Origin of the sequence: Bergeyella cardium, assembly GCF_009914665.1 — a bacterium.
GTDB lineage: Bacteria > Bacteroidota > Bacteroidia > Flavobacteriales > Weeksellaceae > Bergeyella_A > Bergeyella_A cardium.
On the sequence record NZ_CP029149.1, the window covers coordinates 289,339 to 313,111 of the forward strand.

General features: G+C 38.3%; 20 protein-coding genes and 1 tRNA gene. 11 read left to right on the top strand and 10 right to left on the bottom strand.

Annotated features, from left to right (window positions below; all coding sequences use genetic code 11):
- Positions 1 to 129: 129 nt before the first annotated feature.
- Entirely contained in the window at positions 130 to 1,077 is a 948-nt protein-coding gene (locus tag DBX24_RS01405) for a YihY/virulence factor BrkB family protein (protein ID WP_245957169.1), read from the bottom strand.
- Positions 1,078 to 1,109: 32 nt separating this feature from the next.
- Here DBX24_RS01405 and DBX24_RS01410 point away from each other — a divergent pair, with 32 nt between their 5' ends.
- Positions 1,110 to 1,583, top strand: coding sequence for a 23S rRNA (pseudouridine(1915)-N(3))-methyltransferase RlmH (locus DBX24_RS01410; protein WP_160223749.1), 474 nt, complete (start codon positions 1,110 to 1,112; stop codon positions 1,581 to 1,583).
- Positions 1,584 to 1,637: 54 nt separating this feature from the next.
- On the opposite strand, the gene DBX24_RS01415 is transcribed toward DBX24_RS01410, so the two are convergent.
- Together DBX24_RS01415 and atpD are read right to left on the bottom strand one after the other, a co-directional pair.
- Positions 1,638 to 1,919, bottom strand: coding sequence for a FoF1 ATP synthase subunit delta/epsilon (locus tag DBX24_RS01415; RefSeq protein WP_120488702.1), 282 nt, complete (start codon positions 1,917 to 1,919; stop codon positions 1,638 to 1,640).
- A 17-nt stretch (positions 1,920 to 1,936) separates the two neighbouring features.
- A complete protein-coding gene (atpD, locus tag DBX24_RS01420) occupies positions 1,937 to 3,445 on the bottom strand; it encodes a F0F1 ATP synthase subunit beta (RefSeq protein WP_120488701.1) in 1,509 nt (502 codons plus the stop codon).
- Between the two features lie 101 nt (positions 3,446 to 3,546).
- On the opposite strand from atpD, the gene DBX24_RS01425 reads away from it, so the two are divergent.
- The gene (locus tag DBX24_RS01425) at positions 3,547 to 4,473 is read left to right on the top strand and encodes a bifunctional riboflavin kinase/FAD synthetase (RefSeq protein WP_120488700.1); all 927 of its coding nucleotides are present in this window, start codon (positions 3,547 to 3,549) and stop codon (positions 4,471 to 4,473) included.
- 89 nt (positions 4,474 to 4,562) lie between these two features.
- Here DBX24_RS01425 and DBX24_RS01430 read toward each other — a convergent pair whose 3' ends face one another.
- The 3 genes from DBX24_RS01430 to ahcY form a co-directional block, all read right to left on the bottom strand.
- Positions 4,563 to 5,186 (bottom strand): thiamine diphosphokinase, encoded by a 624-nt coding sequence (locus DBX24_RS01430; protein WP_160223750.1) that lies wholly within the window; start codon positions 5,184 to 5,186, stop codon positions 4,563 to 4,565.
- Positions 5,187 to 5,198: 12 nt separating this feature from the next.
- Positions 5,199 to 5,903: an ABC transporter ATP-binding protein gene (locus tag DBX24_RS01435; RefSeq protein WP_160223751.1), complete on the bottom strand. Its 705-nt coding sequence runs from the start codon at positions 5,901 to 5,903 to the stop codon at positions 5,199 to 5,201.
- A gap of 136 nt (positions 5,904 to 6,039) precedes the next feature.
- Positions 6,040 to 7,350: an adenosylhomocysteinase gene (gene ahcY / locus DBX24_RS01440; protein WP_160223752.1), complete on the bottom strand. Its 1,311-nt coding sequence runs from the start codon at positions 7,348 to 7,350 to the stop codon at positions 6,040 to 6,042.
- 176 nt (positions 7,351 to 7,526) lie between these two features.
- Here ahcY and DBX24_RS01445 point away from each other — a divergent pair.
- The 3 genes from DBX24_RS01445 to DBX24_RS01455 all read left to right on the top strand — a co-directional run bounded on the left by DBX24_RS01445 (position 7,527) and on the right by DBX24_RS01455 (position 10,252).
- A tRNA-Ser gene (locus DBX24_RS01445) sits at positions 7,527 to 7,613 on the top strand.
- A 56-nt stretch (positions 7,614 to 7,669) separates the two neighbouring features.
- Positions 7,670 to 8,398, top strand: coding sequence for a shikimate dehydrogenase family protein (locus DBX24_RS01450; protein ID WP_160223753.1), 729 nt, complete (start codon positions 7,670 to 7,672; stop codon positions 8,396 to 8,398).
- Positions 8,399 to 8,473: 75 nt separating this feature from the next.
- Entirely contained in the window at positions 8,474 to 10,252 is a 1,779-nt protein-coding gene (locus DBX24_RS01455) for a DUF349 domain-containing protein (RefSeq protein ID WP_160223754.1), read from the top strand.
- 309 nt (positions 10,253 to 10,561) lie between these two features.
- Here the strand turns inward: DBX24_RS01455 and purD are convergent, their stop codons facing one another.
- Entirely contained in the window at positions 10,562 to 11,800 is a 1,239-nt protein-coding gene (gene purD / locus DBX24_RS01460; RefSeq protein ID WP_160223755.1) for a phosphoribosylamine--glycine ligase, read from the bottom strand.
- 135 nt (positions 11,801 to 11,935) lie between these two features.
- On the opposite strand from purD, the gene DBX24_RS01465 reads away from it, so the two are divergent.
- Positions 11,936 to 13,978 (top strand): M3 family metallopeptidase, encoded by a 2,043-nt coding sequence (locus DBX24_RS01465; protein WP_160223756.1) that lies wholly within the window; start codon positions 11,936 to 11,938, stop codon positions 13,976 to 13,978.
- A 67-nt stretch (positions 13,979 to 14,045) separates the two neighbouring features.
- On the opposite strand, the gene DBX24_RS01470 is transcribed toward DBX24_RS01465, so the two are convergent.
- Entirely contained in the window at positions 14,046 to 16,172 is a 2,127-nt protein-coding gene (locus DBX24_RS01470; RefSeq protein ID WP_120488690.1) for a S9 family peptidase, read from the bottom strand.
- Between the two features lie 71 nt (positions 16,173 to 16,243).
- Between DBX24_RS01470 and DBX24_RS01475 the strand changes: the two genes are divergently transcribed.
- Entirely contained in the window at positions 16,244 to 17,443 is a 1,200-nt protein-coding gene (locus DBX24_RS01475) for a pyridoxal phosphate-dependent aminotransferase (RefSeq protein ID WP_120488689.1), read from the top strand.
- 380 nt (positions 17,444 to 17,823) lie between these two features.
- Positions 17,824 to 18,582 (top strand): type III pantothenate kinase, encoded by a 759-nt coding sequence (locus DBX24_RS01480; RefSeq protein WP_120488688.1) that lies wholly within the window; start codon positions 17,824 to 17,826, stop codon positions 18,580 to 18,582.
- 138 nt (positions 18,583 to 18,720) lie between these two features.
- Here DBX24_RS01480 and DBX24_RS01485 read toward each other — a convergent pair whose 3' ends face one another.
- Together DBX24_RS01485 and DBX24_RS01490 are read right to left on the bottom strand one after the other, a co-directional pair.
- Positions 18,721 to 19,062 carry a DUF2149 domain-containing protein gene (locus DBX24_RS01485; RefSeq protein ID WP_120488687.1) on the bottom strand — a complete coding sequence of 114 codons (342 nt, stop codon included), beginning with the start codon at positions 19,060 to 19,062 and terminating at the stop codon, positions 18,721 to 18,723.
- Positions 19,062 to 19,658, bottom strand: coding sequence for a MotA/TolQ/ExbB proton channel family protein (locus tag DBX24_RS01490; RefSeq protein ID WP_120488686.1), 597 nt, complete (start codon positions 19,656 to 19,658; stop codon positions 19,062 to 19,064). Before DBX24_RS01490 ends, DBX24_RS01485 begins: the two co-directional genes overlap by 1 nt.
- Positions 19,659 to 19,808: 150 nt before the next feature.
- On the opposite strand from DBX24_RS01490, the gene kbl reads away from it, so the two are divergent.
- From kbl to DBX24_RS01505, 3 genes are all read left to right on the top strand, one after another.
- Positions 19,809 to 21,002: a glycine C-acetyltransferase gene (gene kbl / locus DBX24_RS01495; protein WP_120488685.1), complete on the top strand. Its 1,194-nt coding sequence runs from the start codon at positions 19,809 to 19,811 to the stop codon at positions 21,000 to 21,002.
- A gap of 179 nt (positions 21,003 to 21,181) precedes the next feature.
- A complete protein-coding gene (locus DBX24_RS01500) occupies positions 21,182 to 22,810 on the top strand; it encodes an acyl-CoA carboxylase subunit beta (RefSeq protein ID WP_160223757.1) in 1,629 nt (542 codons plus the stop codon).
- An 18-nt stretch (positions 22,811 to 22,828) separates the two neighbouring features.
- Positions 22,829 to 23,710 (top strand): hypothetical protein, encoded by an 882-nt coding sequence (locus tag DBX24_RS01505; protein WP_160223758.1) that lies wholly within the window; start codon positions 22,829 to 22,831, stop codon positions 23,708 to 23,710.
- Positions 23,711 to 23,773 lie beyond the last annotated feature (63 nt).

The window sequence follows — 23,773 nt, forward strand, 5'->3', positions numbered from 1 at the left end:
GTACAAACATATGCTGCTAAAAAATTTCCACGAGGAATTACATTTATAAGAACAAGAGCAAGAATTTCAAGAATGATTATAATAATTCAAGCTATAGTTTATATTTTGCCTTGTCATTTTCTCACTAAATTAATCATTAAAATGTTTCTCTTTCTCACTGGAAGCTGTTTGTGCGAGTTCCTTCTCTAAACGAATATTTCTAATAGCAATATTGAGCTCATTGCCAAGAAGGAGGAGAATAATATTGATATTGACCCAAATCATTACAACGATGATGCTCCCGATGGAGCCGTAGAGGAGGTTATATCGGGCAAAGTTTTTCAGGTAAATCGCAAAGAAATAAGTAACCAAAACGAAGAGTATGGTAGTAAAAACCGCCCCTGGAAGCGCCTGCACCCATCGGCTGATGCTGAGGCAACCGACCCAGTAGAACAGGCTGAGGAGCATTAAATAGAAAATAGGAAAAGAGATGAAACCGATAATCCGCGAGAGGTTTTGCACGAACCAAGAGATATCGTAGCTCGGAGTAAATAATTTTAGGACGATTTCGCTGTAATAAATCCCCAAAAAAGTAAGGATAATAAGTGCAATAAATGCAATAGTAACGCCCAGAGAGATGAAATATTCCTTAATAAAGCCCCTCCTGAGTGTGGTATTTTCATTAAACCCACGAATGAGGGAATAGGTGCCATTGGTACCAAAAATAAGGGCGAGGATTATCGTCATTGCGTTTAGCCCCTTCCGATGAGGCAGGAGAATGTCCTTTATATAATAGGTTACATCTGGCAGAATGTTTTCTGGCATTATGCGAGGGAGGAGGATTTCAAAGATGTAAAACATCAGCCGCTCATAGTGCGGGAGGTGCGGGAGCAGCGAAATGAGAAAGAGAATGAAAGGGAACAAACTCAAAAAAAATGACCACGAAATGGCAGCAGCCAACTTGCCGAGCTTGTTTTGGAAAATCCCTTTGATATAGATTTCAAACATTTTGTAGAGCGAAATACCTAAAAACGGGATGTGTATAGCCTCTAAAAATGCCTTTATTTTTGTAAAAAAACCAATAAATCTTGCTCTCATTCAAGTATATTTGCAAAACAAAGATAGGGAAAATGAAAATTAATTTAATCTGCATAGGCAAAACCGATGCTAAGGAAATACAATCACTGATCAACTATTACCTCCCACGCTTGCCAAAGCATTGGAATTTTGAAATGATGGAAATCCCCGATCTAAAAAATGCGGGGAAACTTACGCCAGAGCTCATCAAAAAGGAAGAAGGGAAGCTCTTCCTCTCGCATATAGATTCATTGGATTACAACATCCTCCTCGATGAAAAAGGGAAGCTCTACACCAGCAGAGAATTTTCTGCCAAGCTTGATAATTATATGAACAGCTCTGTAAAGAAAATCAACCTGCTCATCGGTGGAGCGTATGGTTTTTCAGAGGAAATTTACCAGAAAGCACACGAGAAAATCTCAGTTTCGAAGATGACTTTTACCCATCAGATGATTCGTCTGTTTATCATTGAGCAAATCTACCGCGCGAGCCAAATCCTCGCTGGAAAGCCTTATCATAACGACTAAAATAAAAAGCAACCCAATTAAAAAACTGGGCTGCTTCTAACCAAAACCTTGAATTTATTCGCAGAGAATAATTCCTTTATTGTTACTAAACTCCACTACACCACTCACAAGTGGGAAGGTATATAAAGCGTCTTTTTCTTTTTCCTTTGTGAAGTACTTTTGATACTCCTCTCCCACCGATTTTGTAAAGAGCTTTATCTTGCCTCCTTCCAGAGATGAAACCACTGCTGCGTGGTTTTTCATTATATGAAACTCTCCATTTTTACCTGGAAGAAGTACGGAATCTACTTCGCCTTCGAAGATTACAGACTCGGGAGTTAAAATTTTTATGTTCATAAAAATGAATTTAAATTTTATTTACTTTCAGCAAGCATTTTCTCACCTGCTTCTATTGCTTCTTCTATGGTACCTTTCAGGTTAAAGCACGCCTCTGGAAGGTGGTCGAGCTCTCCATCGAGAATCATATTAAAGCCTTTAATTGTATCCTTAATATCTACTAAAGCCCCTGGGATACCTGTAAACTGCTCTGCCACATGGAACGGCTGAGAAAGGAATCTCTGAACTTTTCTCGCTCTGTATACTACCAATTTGTCTTCCTCTGAAAGCTCTTCCATACCAAGAATCGCGATAATATCTTGGAGGGCTTTATACCTTTGGAGGATTTCTTTCACCCTTTGAGCACATTCATAATGCTCATTTCCTAAAATTTCAGGGGTAAGAATCCTTGATGTAGAAGCCAGAGGATCTACCGCAGGGTAAATACCTAATGAAGCGATTTTCCTGTCTAATACGGTAGTAGCATCCAAGTGTGCAAATGTAGTAGCAGGTGCAGGGTCGGTCAAGTCATCCGCAGGTACATAAATCGCTTGTACGGAAGTAATGGAACCGTTCTTTGTAGAGGTAATTCTCTCCTGCATCGCACCCATCTCAGATGCCAGCGTAGGCTGATAACCTACTGCTGATGGCATACGTCCTAAAAGTGCAGACACCTCAGAACCTGCCTGTGTAAATCTAAATATATTATCTACGAAGAAGAGTACATCTCTACCTTGCCCAGATTCTCCACCATCACGATAGTATTCCGCAAGGGTAAGACCAGACAATGCTACTCTTGCTCTTGCTCCTGGTGGCTCGTTCATCTGCCCGAAAACAAAAGCAGCTTTGGAATCTTTCATCTCCTCGAGATTTACTTTGGAAAGATCCCAGCCTCCTTCTTCCATAGAGCGCATAAAGTCTTCACCGTATTTAATAATACCAGACTCAAGCATCTCTCTTAAAAGGTCATTTCCTTCTCTGGTTCTCTCTCCTACTCCTGCGAATACGGATAGACCTCCGTGACCTTTTGCAATATTGTTAATCAACTCCTGGATAAGTACGGTTTTACCTACACCAGCACCACCGAATAGACCAATCTTACCTCCTTTTGCATAAGGTTCGATAAGGTCGATTACTTTAATACCTGTAAATAAAACTTCCGCAGAAGTAGATAATTGATCAAATTTTGGAGCTTCTCTGTGAATTGGCAAACCTCCTTCTTGAGAAAGAGCCGGAAGCCCATCAATAGCATCTCCTACTACATTAAATAGACGACCATTTACCCCTTCACCGATAGGCATTGTTATCTGGCGACCTTGCCCTACAACTTCGTGCCCTCTCTGTAAACCATCGGTAGCATCCATCGCAATACATCTTACGGAATCTTCACCGATATGCTGTTCTACTTCAAGGACTAATTTTTCACCATTATCCTTTGTAACAGTGAGTGCATCATAAATTTTTGGAAGTTCTTCTACTTCAGAGAAAACAACATCGATTACTGGACCGATGATTTGTGAGATTTTTCCTTTTATTTGGTTTGCCATTGCTGTTTTTTTTATTGCGTGCAAATATAATCAAACTTATTAAATTGGCAATTGCTTAAAAAAAAGATTTTTATCATATTTGCCAGCAAAATTATCCCATCTTGAAAATATTTAATGCTCTTAAGCAGTATTCGGAAAATAAACCTATAGCTTTATCTTTAGGAATGTTTGATGGAGTACATCTCGGTCATCAGACGATTATAAAAGAAATCAACGAATTAGCAAAGGAGAGAAACTTAGAATCTGCCATCCTTACCTTTACACCCCACCCAAGGATAGCATTCAACCCAAATGATGATTTAAAATACCTCAATACTTTTGAAGAAAAAAAAATGCTCCTGAGCAAGTTTGGAATCCAAAATCTATTTATCCAGAACTTTGATGGAGAATTTAGAAACTTAACAGGAGAAGAATTTATTCGCAAAGTACTCATTAACACACTTCATACAAAACTGCTGATTATAGGCTATGACCACAGTTTTGGAAAGAACCGAAGTGGAAATTTTGAACTCTTGAAACAGCTTGCTCCCGAGCTTGGCTATGATGTTCTACAAATGGAAGCTGTGAATTTGTATAATCATAATGTCTCATCTACTAAAATTCGCAAAGCATTAGAGGAGGGGAAAATCAATGAAGCAAATGCTATGCTTGGGTATCACTATCCGATTTCTGGGAAAGTGGTAGATGGCAAAAAATTAGGACGAAGCATAGGCTATCCCACAGCAAACATAGCCGTAAGCAAAGAGAAGCTCCTTCCTAAAAAAGGAGCATATATTGTAGATGTTTTTGTGCAGAATAAAAAATATATGGGAATGCTCAGCATTGGGACAAACCCAACGGTAAACGGGGAGCACCTTACAGTGGAAGTCCATATCCTGAATTTCGATAAAGACATCTATGGTGAAGATATTCAAATCCATTTTCGGGAATTCCTGCACGAAGAAATCAAGTTTGAAAGCCTGCCTCTACTCATAGAAAAGCTAGACGAAGACAAAGAAAAAACTTTAGGGTATTTTAATACCTTATAATAAAATCTGATTTCAAGCTATTGACTCACACTAATTAAGAGTAATCACCCACCTTCATTGCTATAATTAGAGAGGCTTTTTATTGTACTTTAAAGATATTTATCACCAATGAAGAGGAGAATATTGCCAGAGAGGTATTGTATGCGAACGCTATCCTTAACTGCAAAATTTCTTGTGGAAAGGCTATTAGTCATACTGAGGCTTTCGGATGAGAGCTCCCAATTAAGCCCATCAGTAGTTACTTTTTCAGCAGAGGGAAATGGATAGATGGATATCATTCTACCCTTTACACCACTGAGAAGAGTATCATTCTCTACAAAAAAATATTCAGAATGGTTATCAAAAAATCGGATGTTAAGGTGATTTTTATGCCTAAAAGCTACCGTAAGATTCCCGAGGAAGTGATCCATCTCCCCACCACTCGCACCAAATACAGCTACAGAAGTAACTCCTCTATTACAAAGGATTTCTAATGCTTTATCAAAATCGGTTTTATTTTGGTCAGGTGTATGAATAAACTTTTCGTGATAAATCGGCTCATCTGCCCCCGAATGAGAATCAAAATCCCCAGAAACAAAGTCCAATTTAGAGAGTGGAAACCCCATTTCTTTCAAGTAATGAAAAGCACCATCAGTACAGGCGATGATTCCATAGTCTCGGTAATCAGGCAAGGCTTTAGGCGGTTCACCATTGATGAAAAGTAGTGCTTTCATTAGATAGAAAAATTAATTCGTAGCAGAAGTATATTTTTGAAAGGCTTCTTCAAGGCTGCTGAACTCGTTTTTAAACTCGTGAACGGGTAGATCTTTTATAATTTCACCACGATTGATAAGAATAATCCTGTTGCAAAGGGCTTCTACCTCCTGCATAATATGAGTGGAAATAATAACCGTTTTCTCCCTACCAATCTCCTTGATAACATTACGAATTTCTATAATTTGATTCGGGTCAAGACCATTCGTAGGCTCATCCAATATCAAGAGATCAGGCTGATGAAGAATGGACTGCGCAAGGCCCACCCTCTGCTTATAACCTTTTGAAAGCTGACTGATTTTCTTCCTCTGCTCTGGAGCTAAGCCCACAAGATTGATAATTTCATCTATTTTTGAGGAAGGAACTTTATGCAAATTTGCTACGAAATGGAGATACTCCCGTACATACATATCCATATAAAGTGGGTTATTCTCTGGCAAAAAGCCGATAAGCTTCTTAGATTCAACAGGCTCTTCAGTAATGTCTCTGCCATTAAACACCACCTGCCCTTCATCTATTTTAAGCGCTCCAACAATGGATTTCATCAGTGTGGATTTCCCTGCTCCATTTGCCCCCAAAAGCCCAACGATTTCATTCTTCTCTATACGAATATTGATGTTATTCAGTGCTGTTTGCTCCCCAAATTTCTTGGTAAGCCCTCTGACCTCTAATGACATTTTGAAAATTTATTTGCCAGCAAAGATAAATAAAATTGAAAAAGACCACCCCGAAAGGCGGTCTAAAAATAAATTGTTTAACTTTTAAAATTACCCAATGCAAATGTATAAAAAACTTTTTATTAATCTCATTTGCTTAGTAGCGGTAATAATCAGGTTTGAAAGGACCTTCTACCTCCACACCGATGTATTTTGCCTGTACAGGAGTAAGGGTTTCCAGCTCCACACCTATTTTTTTCAGATGGAGGGCAGCAACTTTCTCATCCAACTTCTTAGGAAGAGTATAAACCTCGTTTTTGTATGCTTCAGAATTTGTCCAAAGCTCAATCTGCGCCAGCGTTTGGTTGGAGAATGAATTAGACATTACAAAAGAAGGATGCCCAGTAGCACAGCCGAGATTCACAAGACGCCCCTCTGCGAGGATGATAATCTCATTTCCATTGATATTATAAATATCCACCTGAGGTTTTACCTCATATTTGGTATTCCCATAGGCTTTGTTAAGCCATGCCATATCGATTTCATTATCAAAATGACCGATATTACAAACGATGGTCTTGTCTTTCATCTTCATAAAATGCTTCTCCTGCACTATATCCCTGTTCCCCGTAGTGGTAATAATGATATCCGCAGTCTCTACAAGTGTATCTAATGTTTTCACCTCATAACCCTCCATCGCTGCCTGCAAAGCACAAATAGGGTCTATCTCCGTAACCGAAACTATAGCTCCTGCACCTCGGAAAGAGGCTGCTGTACCTTTGCCCACATCTCCATAGCCACATACCACTACCCTCTTGCCTGCGAGCATTACATCAGTAGCTCTCCTTACGGCATCTACAGCGGATTCGCGACAGCCGTATTTATTATCAAATTTAGATTTGGTTACGGAATCATTCACATTAATGGCAGGGACGAGGAGAGTACCGTTTTTCATCCTTTCATAAAGCCTGTGAACCCCCGTAGTAGTCTCCTCAGAGAGCCCTTTAATCTCTTTTGCAAGCTCTGGATATCGATCAAAAACCATATTTGTAAGGTCTCCTCCATCATCTAAAATCATATTAAGTGGCTTTCTCTCCTCTCCGAAAAAGAGGGTCTGCTCTATACACCAGTCAAATTCTTTTTCATTCATTCCCTTCCATGCATAAACAGGGATACCTGCCGAAGCTATTGCTGCTGCCGCGTGATCCTGAGTAGAAAATATATTGCAAGACGACCACGAAACCTCTGCCCCGAGAGCTACAAGCGTCTCGATAAGCACCGCCGTCTGTATCGTCATATGGAGGCAACCTGCTATTCTGGCTCCTTTTAACGGTTGCAAATGCCCATATTCCTGGCGTATAGCCATAAGACCTGGCATCTCTGCCTCTGCAAGTTTTATCTCCTTTCTCCCCCAATCTGCAAGACTGATGTCTTTTACCTTATAAGGTACATAATGTTTATTGTTCATAGTTTAATGATTTTAATTATTGATTGAATGCCGACAAAGATAAGGATTAATAAAACGATATAAATATTTTTAATAAAAATAAGAACACCCTACCAGCACAGAAAGACCGATATATAGACCTACGAAATAATAATTTTGCAGATAATAAAAAAAAGTATATTTTTGCAGACATATTTAGAAAGGTGCTCGAGTGGTTGAAGAGGCTACCCTGGAAAGGTAGTATACGGGTAACCGTATCGAGGGTTCGAATCCCTTCCTTTCTGCTAAGGTAAGATGCAAAAGAAATGTATCTTACCTTTTTTGTATATTCAATTAAAGTATGGAAACTAAGAAATTCGGGTTAATCGGAAGGAATATCTCCTACTCCTTCTCCAAACAATACTTTACAGAAAAGTTTCAGCAGTTACTTCTTAAAAATCATTCTTATGAGATTTTTGACCTCCAAAATATTGAGGAAGTAAGAGAAATTATGAAAATCACTAATCTCAAAGGATTTAATGTAACAATACCTTATAAGGAACTGATTATTCCCTATCTTGATGAGCTAAGCGAGGAAGCAAAAGAAATCGGAGCGGTGAATACCGTTCTTATAAAAAATGGAAAGACCAAAGGTTTTAATACAGATGCTTACGGTTTTGAGAGAACCTTACGCCTGCACAGAAAGCCTCATCACTGTTCAGCGATAATTTTAGGAGATGGTGGAGCTGCAAAAGCAATAAAGTTTGTACTAAAAAAAGAAAACATCCCATTTATCACCGTTAGTCGAAAGTCTGAAATCAATTTCAGTACACTTAATCAGGAAATGCTAAAATCTCATCACATTATTATACAATGTACGCCTGTTGGTACTTTTCCGAATGTAACCGACTGCTTGGAATTTCCTTTTGAAGGACTTACAGAGCAGCATCTCGTGATTGACTTAATCTACAACCCTGAATATACGCAATTCATTAAAAATGCTTATAAATATGGAGCGAAATGTGTAAATGGATACTTTATGCTTGAACAACAAGCAGAAAAAGCGTGGAAAATTTGGAATTGTGAATAAAATTCTTTTAAATTGGTCGCAAAATTTGAATAAGAACTTACTATTACCACAAGATGTGGAAAAAATTATTTCAGTATGACACTAGAAAATCATTCATCAGCACAAGAAGGACACAAACCTATTCAAGAAGGAGCTAACGACAATAAAAAAAGCCTTTCTCACAAGGTCGATCAGCATTTTAGCACTAAAAACTCAGGTTTATCCCTTGAAGAAATCCTCATTAGATTAGAAAAAATCATCAATACTGAGGAGGTAAAAGAATTTGCAAAAGAATTTAGTGCACTGAGGAATGAGGCTCTACAATTTATCAATCAAGAAACTGAAAAAATGAAAGCCACTCATATAGAAGCGGGGAATCCTGAGGAAGATTTTTCTTGGGAACACCCTCAGCTTGCAAAGCTCTCTGGTCTCAATAATATCTTTAAAAAGAAATATAATGAATTCCGAAAGGAGCTGGAAGAAGAGCTAGAAAAGAACAAGCAAACACGTCTTGAAATTATAGAGAAACTCAAAAATCTCTATCTCAATTCTGACTTAGAAACCAACCTTTTTAAAGAAATCCGAAAAATAAAAGAGGAATGGGCAAATGCTGGTCAAGTAGCAAAAAATGAATTTAAGCTGATAAACAATAATTACTTCTACCATCTCAATCAGTTCTATGAGCTTTTGAACCTAAATAAAGAATATCTGGAACAGGAATATGCTCATAATTTAGAGAAGAGACGGCAAATCATCTCCCGTGCAAAAGAGCTACTCGAAGAGCCTGTGATTCAAAAAGCATTGAATGAACTGCAATATCTTCATAAACTCTGGAAAGAAGAAGCAGAGCCCGTTGCAGAAGAGCTAAGAGAAAGCACTTGGGAGGAGTTCAAAGCCATTTCTAATGAAGTTCATAACCGAAAAGCACAGCTTACTGAGCAAATAGAAAAAGAGCAAGCAGAGAATCTGATAAGAAAAAACCAGATTATTGAGGAAATCAAAAGGCTTATAGAAGAAAGCAAGGATAAAGGACACGATTTTTGGCAAAAAGCCATTAGCAAAGTAGATAAATTACGACAGGAATTTCTCAATACAGGCAGTGTTTCAAAGGCGTTTTCAAATAAAAACTGGTCAGAATTTAATTCTGTATTAAAGGAATTTAACACTATTAAAAATAATTTCTATAAGGACTTAAAAGCATTACAGTCGGCTAACCTAAAAGCGAAGAAAGCACTGATAAAAATAGCCAAAGACAATGTTAATTCCGAAGATTGGGAAGCGGGCCTTACTCTTTTCAAAAAATTACAGGAAGATTGGAAAAAAATTGGACATGTGCCAAGGAGTGCATCCAATAAAATATGGGAAGAATTTCATAATGCCTGCAATACTTTCTTTGCTAATTTCAGGGAAAAGACCAATGCAGAGTCTGAAAACTGGAAGATGAACTTCAAAGCAAAATCAGCTCTATTGGAAGAACTAAAAATCCTAACCGATGAAGAAGGAAGCATTGCCAAAATAGAGAGAATAAAAAACGAATGGAATGCTATCGGCAAGGTCCCAAAAGAGAAAATAGCGATAAACAGAGAATTTAACAAAGTCTTAAAAGAGAAATTAAAACTCAATAATATAAGCGTGTTTGATATTAATGAAACTTCTCTGCCTGAAGACAAACTCACCGAAAAAGCAAGGAAAATCAAGAAGCAAATCGCAGATTTGGAGGCTGAAGTAGTAAAAATGGAGAATAATATCAACTTCTTTAATAATGCTACGAGGGAAAATCCTCTACTTCAAGAGAGCTTTACAAAAATTGATGAAAAGAAAGCACAGATTGAAGCATTAAAGAAAAGCCTTCATAACATCATCTCAGGAGATTAATCCTATTTTCTATAAACATACACAGCTAATAAATAAAGCTCTACAACATAGGGCTTTTTTTATTTAGTAATACTTTTTATTATTAAATAAATTAGAGAAATATTATATCCTTTTAAAAGTAATAAAACGGGAAGATTTTATTCTGATATAAGAGGAAAATGTTTTTAGATTAGCTTTTGGTTACTGTTAGTGCTAAGGATTATCACTTTACACTTCATTATTAAAGAAAAGATTAAAAGAAGAAAATATCACAGGGGATTGCGATGCAATCCCCTGGGGTGAAGTATTTAAATGTTTGAAAATAATTGTTTAGAACTGAGCGATGTCTTCGCGGTAAAAGGCATAATCAAAATTAAGGGGGATGGCGTCTTTATAGACCTTTTCGCGGGCTTCTTCGTAGGTATTGCCTGTAGCGACGAGGTTAACGACCCTTCCACCAGAGGTGAGGAGCCTATCGCCAGAGTATTGGGCACCTGCGAAGAGGATTTTGGAATGTTTTACCTTTTCAATGCCTGTAATTTCAATGCCTGTTTGTATTGTACCAGGGTAACCGCCAGAGCACATCACGAGACAAACGGCTTTTTCATCTTTAAAGCTAAGTTTGATGTCTTTACCTTCGAGGCAATCCTCGATAACATCTAAAAGTTCGTTGTTAAGAAGAGGGAGAAGGGATTGAGTTTCAGGGTCGCCGAGCCTCATATTGTATTCGAGGAGGTAAGTGCCGTCTTTGGTAACCATAAGCCCGAAGAAAATGAAGCCAGTAAAGCCGAGATGCTCTTCATTAAGCCCATTAAGGGTTGGAGTGAGGATATTTTTCTCGAAATCTTGGAAATGTTCGGGTGTAAATTCAGGGCTTGGGGCTACGCTGCCCATTCCGCCAGTGTTAAGACCTTTATCTCCATTGCCTACCTTTTTATAATCTTTGACAGCGATGCAAGGAAAGAGTTTTTTGCCGTTTGAAAAAGCGATAATGGAGGCTTCAAAGCCGATGAGATAGTCTTCTATAACTACTTGAATGCCAGAATCGCCGTAAATTCTATCGATCATAAAGGAGTGGAGGGTGGCTTGTGCGGTTTCTTTGCTATCGCAGATGACAACGCCCTTGCCACCAGCAAGACCGCTGGCTTTTATGACGAGGGGAAAGTTCTTACCATTGAGATAGTCAAGCGCTTCATTATAAGAGTCAAAGACTTTTGCAGTGGCGGTTTTCACACCGTGTGTTTGCATAAATTTTTTAGCAAAAGACTTACTTCCTTCGAGTTTAGCGGCTCTGGATTTAGCTCCGAAAATCTTTAAACCTGCTTCTTGAAAGCTTTCTACGATGCCATCAACGAGAGGAGCTTCGGGACCGATGATGGTGAGCTCGATTTCTTCTTTAAGAGCGAATTCTTTTATCTCTTTAATCCCTGAAAGGTTGAGATTTTTGCCCAATTTCTCAGTTGTAGCATTACCATTTGCGAAATAAAGTTCTACAGGACGGCTATCTGCCATCAATTTATCAGCGATAGCGGATTCACGGCCGCCATTTCCTACGATTAGTACTCTCATTTTTACAAAAATAAACTTATGAGACAAAAATACATCTTTAAATAAGAAGTGCAAAAAGAAATTTTGATTGATTTTAGATTTATTTAGTCTTTGGGTGGGATTGATTACTTTTGTGGGCTTTAAAAAATAAAAAAAATGAATGTACTTACCGAGCGATTTAGAACGAAATATGAAACGGCTCCCTTTAATGAGATAAGGGAGGAGGATTTTTTGCCAGCTTTTAAGGAATTAATTGAGCGAGCGGAGGCTGAAATAACGGGAATAGCGGAGAATAATGAGGAGGCTAGCTTTGAAAACACGGTGGAGGCGCTTGCATACGCGGGGAGGCAGCTTGAGAGGGTAACGAGTATCTTTTTTAATCTGAATTCTGCGGAGACAAACGAGAAATTGCAGGAGATTGCACAGGAAGTCTCCCCTATTTTGACGGAATTTTCATCTAAAATGCATCAAAATCAGAGGCTTTTTGAGAGAATTAAAAAAGTTTATAACGAAAGTGAGGGCTTAAACTTGAACACCGAAGAAAAAATGCTGCTGAGGGAGACTTATAGAGGCTTTGTGAGGAACGGTGCGCTGCTGAGCGAGGAGGAAAAGAAGCGATTGGAGGAGATTAATATCCAATTGTCTGTGAAACAATTGCAGTTTGGTCAAAATGTATTGGGAGCGACGAATGATTATTACAAACATATTATTAATAATGATGAATTGAGGGGTATTCCTGAGGTAATTAAGGCTCAATATGAGGAAGATGCGAAGGAAAAAGGCTTGAGTGGATATGTGATTACACTGCAGTACCCAAGTTTTATACCTGCGATGACTTATGCTGATAGCAGGGAGCTGAGAAAAGAGCTGTTTTTGGCTAATGGGAGCAAGTGTTTTGATGGTGGAGCGTTTGATAACCAGGATTTAATACGGGAATTGGTGAGACTGAGGCAAGAGAAAGCCGAAATCTTGGGCTATCGGAGCTTTGCGGACTATGTTTTGGAGGAAAGGATGGCGGAGACGCCTGAAAAAGTCTTTGAGTTTCTTAATCAGCTCCTTGTGGCGGCAACTCCTTATGCTGAGGCAGAGATTTCTGAGCTAAAAGAGCTTGCAAAAGCAGATGGAATAGATGATTTACAGGCGTATGACCACGCTTATTATACTGAAAAGCTGAGAAAAGCGAAGTATGACCTGAATGATGAGGAGCTGAAGCCTTATTTCCCTCTTGAGGAGGTTGAAAAAGCGGTATTTAGCCTTGCTCAGCGGCTGTTTGGGCTGAATTTTAGGGAAGTGGAGGGCATTCAGAAGTATCACCAAGAGGTAAAGACCTATTTAGTAGAGGAAAATGGGAAGGAGAAGGCGATTTTATATGTTGATTATCATCCTCGTAAAGGGAAGAGAGCCGGTGCTTGGATGACGAGCTTCAAAAACCAGTGGAAGGAGGGCGATAAGAACTCACGGCCGCATATTTCTGTGGTTTGTAACTTCTCTAAACCGACGAATGAGGTGCCTTCGCTGCTGAGTTTTCAGGAAGTAACGACGCTTTTCCACGAATTTGGGCATGCATTGCACGGAATATTGGCGGATACGCGCTATCCTAACCTGTCGGGGACTTCTGTGAAGTGGGATTTTGTGGAACTTCCGTCGCAGTTTCTCGAAAACTACTGCTATGAGCCAGATTTTTTGAGAAGTTTTGCTAAACACTATAAAACCCAAGAGATTCTGAGCAATGAGAAGATAAAAAAGCTGAATGAATCAAAGAATTTTATGGAAGGATACCAGACACTGAGGCAATTGGGCTTTGGATTGCTGGATATGGCATATCATACGAAAGCAGGAGAAGTGAAAGACATTAAAACCTTTGAAAAAGAGCATACTGCAAGAACAAATTTGTATCCATCAGAGCCATTAACGGCAATTTCTACGAGTTTTTCACATATATTTCAGGGAGGATACTCGGCGGGGTATTATTCGTATAAATGGGCTGAGGTTTTGGATGCAGATGCATTCCAATACTTTAAGGAAAAGGGGATTTTTGACCCAGAAACCGCAGAAAAATATAAAAAACTGCTCTCATCAGGAGGAACAGTGCCGCCGATGGAGCTCTATAAAGCCTTTAGAGGGAGCGAACCGAAGGTAGAAAGCCTGCTAATGAGGGCTTTTGGAAGTGGTGGAGGTTCTACTTCGGATTTGTTATAGACATATAAGCGAAAAAATCTCCTCTCAAAAAGAGAAGATTCAGCTGATTTTATATGAGATAAGGGGATTAGAGGTTGTTGAGAACAAAATCGGTCATTAATTGGTAGAGATGTTGGCGGGTATTGCCTCCATAGATGCCGTGATTTTTGTCTGGATATGCCATAAACTCAAATTTTTTGTTGTGTTGAATAAGAGCTTCGGAGAATTCCATTGCATTTTGGAAGTGAACATTGTCATCCGCAGTGCCGTGAATCATTAAAAACTTGCCTTTGAGGAGATGAGCGTAGTGAGTGGGGGAATTATCATCGTAGCCGTGTGGATTTTCTTGTGGAGTAAGCATAAAACGCTCAGTATAAACGGTGTCATAGTACCGCCAATTGGTTACTGGGGCTACAGCGATGCCCATTTTGAAGGTATCGGCGCCTTTGGTCATCGCAAGAGAAGCCATATAGCCTCCAAAGCTCCATCCGAAGATGCCAATGCGGGTTTTATCGACGAAAGGGAGGTTAGAAAGCCATTGAGCAGCAGTGATTTGGTCTTCGATTTCGTATTTACCGAGATTTTTATAAGTTGCTTTTTTGTAAGCGGCGCCTTTGTAGCCCGTACCACGACCATCTACACAGACGATGAGATATCCTTTTTGTGCAAGGTGATTGAACCAGAGAGTATTGCCATTATCCCAAGCGTTAGCAACGGATTGAGAGCCTGGACCTGAGTACTGGTACATAAACACGGGGTATTTTTTGGTATTATCGAAGTCTTTTGGCTTGATAATGTAGGCGTTCATCTGGTCGCCCACCTTATTTGGAATGGTGAAGAATGATTTTGGGGAGAAGTTGTCCTCTTTAAGCCTGTGGAGCTGTTCATTATTGTTTTGAAGCTCTTTTAGGAGGGTGCCATCGCTATTTTTAAGGGTATAGGCGTGAGGATAGAGGGCGGTGGAATGAGTTTCTATGAAATAGCGGTAGTTTTTGCTAAAATTGGCGGAATTATTGCCTTCTTTATTGGAAATTACGGTTGTTTTTCCACTGATTATATTAGTTTTAGCAATAACTTTATTGATACTTCCGTTTTGAGTGGTTTGAATATAAACCTCTTTGGTGGAAGGGTTATAACCGTAGTAGTCAGTAACTTCCCATTTGCCTTTGGTGATTTGTTTTTTGAGCTTACCATTGGGATGATACCAGTAAAGATGCCTGAAACCACTGCGTTCGGAAGCCCATATAAAGGAATTATCCTCTAAAAAATCGAGAGTAACATTATCTGTATCAATCCATTGAGAATCCACCTCTGTAAAGAGCTTATCTACCTTTGCTGTTTGGGTATTTACCTTAAGAATATCGGAGGCATTCTGTGTTCTGTGGGAAGTTATAAGGATAATTTCATTGGGTTTGGCAGTTTGTAAGACATTGGGAATGTAATAGTTCTTAAACTGAGAGAGATTGAGGGGAATTGTAGTATTTTCATCTAATTTATAGAGATGAGCGGAGACTTTTGAGTTTTCTTCGCCTGCTTTTGGATATTTAAACCTCATCTCTTGGGGGTAAAGATTCTTGTTATAGATAGGGATGAGGACTTCTTTTACCTGAGATTCATCGGATTTGATGAAAACGATGGCGTTTGAGTTTTGAGTCCATTCGTATTGCCTTGAATGCCCAAATTCTTCTTCATAAACCCAGTCCGCCAAACCATTAATGATTTCATTTTTCTTTCCATCAGAGGTAATTTTGATGATTTTATTTGTATTTAAGTCTTGGTAAAACAGATTGTTATCTGCTACAAAGGCTATTTTAGTAGCATCTGGGGAAAATTTGGGCTCTTGGATGGGTTTTCCGTTATTAATATCTATCACTTGCCCTGTTTTAAGGTCTTTTACCCTGAAAACACCGAGGAAAGAGTGCCGATAGACAGGAAAAGACTCGGTAAGAAGGAGGATTTTGGATTCATCATTAGAAAATTCATAGCTTTGATAGCTTCCACTAACGATATAGCCGCTTTTTTCGGTGGTTTTATAAGCGTATTTGGCAATACCATTGCTCTCTATTACAGCATAATGCTCGCCATCGTTTAGAGAAGAAATTCCTGCAATGCCTTTGCCTCTGTAATAGCCAGAGTAGATTTTATCTAATGAGATTTCCTGAGCATAAATAGCAGAAAATGAGAAAATAGCAACCGATAAGAGTATTTTTTTCATAGGATTAAAATTAAAAAGCGACCAAAGATAATAAAATATCAAGGATTTATTACATTTGTAAAAAAAAGACTATGCCTCAGCTATCTATTAGGGCACAAAAAATGCCCGCATCTCCCGTTCGCAAACTGGTTCCTTATGCTTTACAAGCGAAACAAAAGGGAATTAAGGTTTATCATCTCAATATCGGACAGCCCGATATAAAAACCCCAGAGACAGCACTCGCTGCAGTACGAAATAATCATCTTGAAATAATGGATTATGCTCTTTCCGAAGGGAATATAGAGTATAGAACCGCACTTAGAGATTATTATCATTCGTTAGGATTTGAAGATTTGAGTACGGATAACTTTATTGTAACCAATGGAGGCTCAGAAGCACTGAGCTTTGCCATTTCTACCCTTTGTGATGACGGTGATGAGGTGATTATCCCCGAACCTTACTACGCTAATTATAATGGATTTACACAGGCGTTTAATGTAAATGTAATTGCTGTGCCTTCTCGTATTGAGCAAGGCTTTTGCCTCCCTCCTATTGAGGAATTTGAGAAGAAAATTACCAATAAAACAAAGGCAATTCTCATTTGTAACCCTGGTAATCCCACGGGGTATCTCTATACGCGTGAAGAACTTCAAAAGCTCGCCGATATAGCTGTGAAACACGATATTTGCATTATTTCTGATGAAGTTTATAGAGAGTATGTTTATGATGGAGAGAAGCAAGTCTCTATGCTTGAATTTAAAGAGGCTTCTGAGAATGTGATTATTGTAGATTCTGAATCTAAACGCTATTCTATGTGTGGTGCTCGGATCGGTTTCTTCATCACTCGCTCTCAAAAGATATACAATGCGGCTATGCTTTTTGCTCAGGCGAGACTTAGCCCTGTGCTTTTCGGTCAAATTGCTGCTACAGCGGCTCATTACAATGATACGGAGTACATTAACAGCGTGAGAGAGGAATATCAAAAGCGAAGAGACCTGTTGGTCGGTTTATTGAATGATATTCCAGGGGTATTTTGCCCAAAACCTAAGGGAGCATTTTATTGTGCAGTAGAACTCCCCGTAGATGATACCGAGACATTTGCTCAATGGCTATTGGAAAACTATTCTCTCAACAATGAGACCCTGATGCTCGCACCAATGGGCGGTTTTTATAGCAATCCAGAGCTCGGTAAAAAGCAAGTGCGAATAGCTTATGTGCTGAAAGAAGAAGACCTGAAACGAAGTGCTGAAATACTGAAAGATGCACTTGAAAAATATAAAGAGAGGGGGTAAAACTGATTGTTTATACCGCATTATACTTTATTTATTCTTTAAAAATTTTATTTATATTCTGCGATCGAGAAGACTAATTAAAGATTCTGTATTGGATTACTTATCCTTCAACGAGGGCTTTTATTAGTCTTCTTTTTTGAAAGCCTTAAGTATAAATTGAAAGACCATTTCATAATTATAAATAATTGAATTCAAATATATTCCCTAATATCTATATTTTGTAACAATCCTTTTTAGGATATTTTTGATATTCTATCTATATTTGCAAGCGAAAAGAGTAATTAATGTGCTGTGTGTTGGATTGCTAATCTACCCACCTTTAATTACTCTCTTTTTGTTTTAAAGATTTTGCTTGATTTCAATAAGTAAAAGAAATAAATATGCAGTCGATTATTATTAATATTGGAAATACGAATATTAGATTTGGGTTGTTTAACGATGAAAAGTGTGAAATTTCGTGGGTTTTGAATACAAAACCGTATAAAACAACCGATGAACTCTATATGAGCATACTAATGCTCTACCAAACCTATGCAATTGAGGTGAAAAATATAGAGCGGATTATTATTGGTTCGGTAGTGCCGCAACTTACTAAAGTTGTAGAAGTTGCAATACAGAAAATCCACCAAAAATCACCGACAATTGTGGATAGAAATACAAAATCTGAGGTAATTCCTAAGTCTAAACAGATGGGAACGGATATTTATGCCAATCTTGTTGCAGCCCATTGCCTTTACCCTGATAGAAAGAAGATTATTCTTGACTTTGGTACAGCACTTACTGCCAGCTGTATAGATGAAAATGGGGAAACGCTTGGAGTAATTATAGCACCTGGGATTATTACAGCGCTCAATAGCCTGATTAGGCAGACAGCACAGCTCCCTGAAATAGAATTGGTGCAACCTCAGTCGGTTTTAGGACTTGATACGGTAACTTGTATGCAAAGTGGGATGATATATGGCTATCTTGGTATGGTTGAAGGCTTTATTTCACGAATCAATAGCGAAGTAAATGACCGATGTTTTGTGATTGCAACAGGTGGTGTAGCTCATATTTATACACCTCTTACCGACAGGATTAATATTAGTGATAGACTGCACACACTAAAAGGACTTTACTACTTGGGGAGAGGAAAATAATGAAGAAGGAGAAGGGTTATAAGTATTTAGAGTTCTATTTTGTATAGGAAAAATGGCGTTCAGCACCCTTTGGGTGCTGAACGCCTATATAACCCCTAAATCACAAATATGAAAATCTATTTTTTCTTTGCTTGTTGATTATTCAGGAACATAAATAATCTCCCCGTTTTCAAGTTCATAGGCTACACCCACCTTTTTACCTCTGTTATTAGATTTATTGGTCTTATCCTCACTTGGAGTATATTTATTAATCTTCTTACCTTCTTTACTGATAATCTCCATATTGTCTTTTCCTGGGTTCTTTACAACAGTAAAATCTTCACCAGAGAAAAACTCCTGCATATTCATATTCATTACCATTGCGACCATCAGCGCTACGGCAAAGACCATTGCTACATCAAATAAATTGACCACCACACTTAGTGGGTCAGTATCTTCTTCCTGCCTGAAAGCAGGTACTCTGCGCTTTTTTCTACTCATTACTTTGTTTTTTGGTTTAAAATCTGAGCGATATAGTCTAAATTGCTGGTCTCTTTGGCATACCATCTTTGTTTAAACTGTAAAGTAACGATACCAACCAAACTAACAACCAGACCTACAACAGTAGTTGCAAAAACAACCTGCATATTATACGCCATACCCGAAATATCTCCTGAGGAAAGCCCTGTAAGCGCTGGACTCATCGCAATGAGCGTACCGATAAGTCCTAAAACAGGTCCCACCTTTGCCAATAGCTTGGAAGTGGAAATATCTTTGTCGGCTTCATTTTCAAAATTGGAAATCATAAAGTCTGAATAAGCCTCACTTGGTGAGTGAGTAAGCAAATCCCTAAGATACTTTATATATAAGGAATTATCTTTCTTTGGAAGGAAGGTTTTAAGCTCTGAAATATTGTCAGAATTAAGTGCTCTAATAGCAACTTCAAGCTGTTTATCATTCTTATACTTTGTAATAAAACGATTGTAAAAGCTACCGATGAGAAGAAGAGATCTACCAAAGAGAATGAGCAAGATAATAACATCGGGAATGAGCAAACTGTTTGCTACCCAGAAAAGTACTTTAGAAATTGTATCCACTTATTATAGTTTTTTATTTAATGATTGGCAAAAATAATTATTTGTATTTACTTTTAATAGATTTTATTCAAAAAAATGAATATTAAGTGCATTATTTTGCCATAAATCACTTTTTTTTTACCTTAGCACGCATCTAAAAATGTACAAAAAATGATTTCAGAGAAATTTATTAATCATTTAAAATCAGAACTTCAGAATATAAAAGATGAAGGTTTGTATAAAAATGAAAGGATAATCACTTCTTCACAGTCTGCAGAGATTGTTGCCAATGGAAAAAGACTTCTAAACTTCTGTGCAAATAATTACCTTGGGCTTGCCAACCATCCAGAGGTAGTAAAAGCCTCTCAGGAAATGATGAATACTCACGGCTATGGGATGTCTTCGGTGAGATTTATCTGCGGTACTCAAGATATTCATAAACAGTTGGAAGAAAAGATATCAAACTTTCTGGGAACAGAGGACACCATACTCTATGCGGCTTGTTTTGATGCTAATGGAGGAGTTTTTGAGCCTCTTTTCACCGATGAAGATGCGATTATTTCCGATGAGCTGAACCACGCATCTATTATTGATGGAGTTAGGCTGTGCAAAGCAGCAAGATACCGATACAAAAACAATAATATGGAGGATTTGGAAGCTCAATTAAAGCTCGCTTCCGAGAAAAATCACAGGTTTAAAATTATTGTTACAGATGGGGTATTTTCAATGGATGGTATCGTAGCAAATTTAAAAGGAGTTTGTGACCTTGCAGAGAAATATAATGCTCTTGTAATGGTGGATGACTCTCACGCAACGGGATTTATAGGAAAAACTGGGCGTGGCACTCACGAAGCAAATGAGGTTATGGGGCGTGTAGATATCATTACCTCTACTCTTGGCAAAGCACTTGGTGGTGCATTAGGTGGTTTCACCTCTGGCAAGAAGGAAATTATAGATATGCTAAGACAGCGCTCAAGACCGTACTTGTTTTCCAACTCTTTAGCTCCAGGTATTGTAGGTGCAACGATTAAGGTCCTTGATATTATCTCTAAAAATACTTCTCTAAGGGATAAAGTAATGGAAAATGCAGCATACTTCCGTACAAAAATGAAGGAGAAAGGTTTTGATATCCCTGATGGAGATGCAGCAATAGTCCCAGTGATGCTTTATGATGCACAACTCTCCCAGAAAATGGCGGAAAAACTTATGGATGAAGGGATTTATGTTATTGGCTTCTTCTACCCTGTAGTTCCAAAAGGTAAAGCGAGGATAAGAGTTCAGCTTTCTGCTGCACATACCAGAGAACATTTGGATAAAGCGATTAATGCCTTTGAAAAAGTAGGTAAAGAGCTTAATATCATTTAAAATCATCAATGAAAAGATAATGCTCAGTGAGTTTTTCTATGAGACTTGCTGAGTTTTTATTTATAATTCAACAAAAAGTACTGTATATTATGAGTGTTTCAGGGTAAGGAACCTTAATTAAGATATTATAATTATATTTGTTGGGTCAAAAATACTAATTCAATAAGAAACTCCTTACTATGAGTTTGGAATTTAATAAAAGAGAAGACATTAATCGTTTAAAACTATCGGAAGTCGGTACAATTCTCTCACAGGTAAAGCTGGGAGGTGGAGAAAAACGCCTTGAAAAGCTCCGCCAACAAGGAAAAATGACCGCAAGAGAGCGTATAGACTATCTTCTGGATAAAAATTCGCAGTCTATAGAGATTGGAGCATTGGCTGGCTATGAAATGTATGCTGAGGATGGCGGCTGCCCCTCAGGAGGCGTAGTAGTAGTGATTGGTTGTGTCTCTGGGAGGCAATGTGTCATCGTTGCCAATGATGCTTCAGTGAAAGCTGGTGCTTGGTTTCCTATTACAGGGAAAAAGAATCTTAGAGCACAAGAGATTGCGATGGAAAACCGATTACCTATCATCTATCTTGTGGATTCTGCAGGGGTTTATCTCCCTATGCAGGATGAGATATTCCCTGATAAGGAGCATTTTGGGAGGATTTTCAGGAATAATGCCAAAATGAGTGCTATGGGAATTGTTCAGATTTCTGCGATTATGGGGAGTTGCGTAGCGGGAGGAGCTTACCTCCCTATTATGAGCGATGAAGCTATAATTGTAGATAAAACCGCATCTATTTTTCTTGCAGGAAGCTACTTAGTAAAAGCTGCTATCGGGGAGAATGTAGATAATGAAACCCTTGGAGGAGCAACTATGCACTGCTCTATATCTGGCGTTACCGACTACAAAGCAAAAGATGATAAAGATGCATTAGACAGGATTAAGAAACTGATGAAATCGATTGGTGAGCAAGAAAATGCAGGATTTAACCGCATTAGCTCAGCAGAGCCAAAACGCAGTCCTGATGATATTTTAGGTATTATGCCCACAAGTAGAGCAGAGCAGTATGATACTTATGAAATCATTAAATGCCTTGTAGATAATTCTGAATTTGAAGAATATAAACCCGATTATGGAAAGACGATTATCTGTGCTTATGCACGAATTGATGGCTGGAGCGTAGGGATTGTGGCCAACCAGAGGATGATTGTAAAGAATGGGAAGGGAGAAATGCAGTTTGGTGGAGTGATCTACTCAGATTCTGCAGATAAAGCCACTCGTTTTATTGCGAACTGTAACCAGAGAAAGATTCCATTGGTCTTTTTACAGGATGTAACGGGCTTTATGGTTGGTTCTAAGTCTGAACAAGGAGGGATTATAAAAGATGGAGCAAAGATGGTGAGTGCCGTTGCCAATTCGGTGGTTCCTAAGTTTACCATTATTACAGGAAACTCGTACGGTGCAGGGAATTATGCAATGTGTGGAAAGGCATACGACCCAAGGCTTATTGTTTCTTGGCCGTGGGCAGAATTAGCGGTGATGGGAGGAACTCAGGCAGCAAAAGTTTTAGCTCAGATACAGGAATCGGCATTAAAATCAAAAGGAAAAGAGATTTCTGAGAAGGAGCATAATCAAATACTTAAAAATATTTCAGTAAAATATCAGAAACAAACAGAAGCGGTGTATTCTGCAGCAAGACTTTGGACGGATGCTATCATAAATCCTTCGGAAACGAGGAAATGGATCTCTATTGGTATAGAAATGGCTAATAACGCACCAATACAGGAAAAATTTAATTTAGGAATTATTCAAGTTTAACTAAAAAATAGATTAAAGATGAAAAAGAAATTATTATTTTTATCATTGTTTGTAGTGAATACCTTAGCATTTGCACAGTGTAAAATTATTGGTAAACCGAATATCACTATTAATGAAGTAGCACAATACACAGTAGATGTAGATTCCAGATGCTCGAACTGCTATGAGTGGAGAAATTTGGACAACAACCTCGTTATAATGAACAACGAGAACCAAAAGACTGTTACCGTAAAAGGAACTGGGGTTGGCTCCGGCGTTTTGAGTGTAGATGTGCCTACAATAGAAGGAAGTGTGAGATGTACTTTCCCTGTTAATATCTCTTATTCTGGAGGTTCAGCTCCAGTTATGAGTAATTCTTCGGATTGTGATATCAACATAAGAGAAGTGAGAGATGTAATAATGTCTGATGATGCAATAGCATTTTTTCCAGATTTAAATGATGATAATTACAGATATTATTGGACGATAGAGTACTTATCGGGAGAGACAATGACTTCAGTAGAAAAGGTACCACAGTTTCCATTTAACAAAACCTCTATGAGGCTGAAAACAGTGAAGCTAAGAGTAACCTCCAGAACCTGTTTAAAGGAATATACAAAGACTTACACAGCATCTAATATAAATCAGGAGGAAATAGACTGTGATATTAGTATAAAAGACTTTAAAGAAGTAAGAGTTTCTGATGATATTCTTGCATTCTTCCCAAGTTCAACGATGAATAATTATGCTTATACCTGGGAAGTGAGCTATTATAACGGAGAAACAAGAACTTCAAAAGAGAAAGTACCGCAGTTCCCAGCAAATAAAACCACAATGAGGGTAAAAACAGTGAAACTGAAAGTACAATCTAAGAAATGTTTGAAAGAATATACAAAAGAATATACTAAGGAAGCGATTTAAGACTTAAACCAACAGGATATAATAAAACTCCAGCATAAAGCTGGAGTTTTTGTCTATTTTTGC